This window comes from Acetatifactor sp., from assembly GCF_982438285.1.
Window position 1 is genome coordinate 1 of the sequence record NZ_CEWDFQ010000511.1, and the last position, 1,516, is coordinate 1,516.

The window sequence follows — 1,516 nt, forward strand, 5'->3', positions numbered from 1 at the left end:
ACACTGCCCAGACATTTTAACAGCTTCGGGGAAAATGTGCCGCACTGCCCTGTGGGTATCATCTGAAAGGCCTCCTCCTTCGCGTAAGCTCCCTTATATACCCTCGGGCTCACAAGTGCGTCGTACACATCCGCCACAGAAACAAGCTGCGCAGAAATGGGAATCTCCTCCCCTGCAAGCCCGTCCGGGTAGCCTCTGCCGTCATATCTCTCATGATGATGCCTGCAGATCTCATAGGCGGCCTGCTTGTATTCCTCGTCCCATACGTCATTGATATTCTTCAGTATTTCAGCCCCTCTGACGGTATGAGATTTCATATACTCATATTCCTGGGGCGTCAGCTTCGCCGGCTTTAACAGAATATTGTCCGGTATGGCGATCTTGCCAATATCATGGAGCGCACTGGCTCCCGCAATGGTTTCAATCTTTTGTTCTGTGAGTCCGTACTCCGGATAGGATTTCATCAGCTCCTTTGCCAGAATCCGCGTAAAGCCTCTCACCCGCATTATGTGCTGCCCACTCTCAAGATTACGGTACTCCACCACCGTGCCCAGAATGTCTGTAATGCTCTCATTTCTTAACCGCAGCTTCTCCGCCTGCTGCTGCAGCAGCTTATACTGCCTGCGCAGCGTGGCCGTCTGCTTCTCCACCGTGGCCTCCAGCCGGTTTTGATACTGAAACAGCCTGGTAATATTGTCCACCCTCTTTTTGACCAGGGTAGTGTCAAAGGGCTTCTTTATAAAATCCGAAACTCCATATTCAAAACACTTTTTTTCTGCACTGACAGAAGTCTCTCCGCTGATAACCAGCACAGGAATTTTACCAAGAAATTCCTTTTTGCGCATAAACTCCAAGACGCCAAAGCCATCCATCTGCGGCATCACTAAATCCAGCAGGACCACCGAAATCTCCTCGTGGAATTTCTGGAGCGCCTCCACAGCCTCCCTGCCGCTTTTGGCTTCTGTCACATAATATTCATCCAACAATATATCCTTGAGCAATTCCCGGTTCAATTCGGCGTCGTCTACAATCAAAACAAGATTTTTCATGATTATTCCCCTTCTTCCCTGAACCTATTTAAAGCGGATGCCACTTCCTCATAAGCCTGCTCTATCTGCTGCTGTAAAGCCGAAAAGTCCTTCCATTCACCTGCCCTCAGCTCCTCCGTCAGTGCATCCGCCGCCCCTTGAAGCCTTGTAAATCCCAGATTCGCGCAAAGCCCCTTTAGGGTATGGGCCGCCAGAAAAGCGGCTTTTATATCCTGATCCCTCATAGCCGTCATAAGCGCCGGAAAATTTTCATCCTCCAGAAATTTGAACAAAAATCTACGGATTCTGACCTCATCCAAAAGTCGTCCCAGCACACCTTCATAATCCCCCTCAAACAAAGCATAGCATTCTTTTACGGTCATATATTTCTCCTCCCTGTCTGAGACAAAATCAATATTCCTCAGCGGTGTCAATATCCTCCTGCTCCTTTTCCACGGACATTACAAAGCCCGGCGTATGGTGCAGGT

The 1,516-nt window shown here is 49.1% G+C and carries 2 protein-coding genes; both read right to left on the reverse strand.

Going from position 1 to position 1,516, the window contains the following annotated elements; genetic code table 11:
• Positions 1–1,049: HD domain-containing phosphohydrolase (locus tag AC1WIP_RS15780; RefSeq protein WP_481142721.1), on the reverse strand; the 1,049-nt coding region annotated here is incomplete at its 3' end.
• A gap of 2 nt (positions 1,050–1,051) precedes the next feature.
• A complete protein-coding gene (locus AC1WIP_RS15785; RefSeq protein ID WP_481142722.1) occupies positions 1,052–1,411 on the reverse strand; it encodes an Hpt domain-containing protein in 360 nt (119 codons plus the stop codon).
• Between the last annotated feature and the right edge of the window lie 105 nt (positions 1,412–1,516).

Excerpts from the sequence above, each read along its gene's own strand:
- AC1WIP_RS15785 (WP_481142722.1), bottom strand. The coding sequence starts at position 1,411 with ATGACCGTAAAAGAATGCTATGCTTTGTTTGAGGGGGATTATGAAGGT.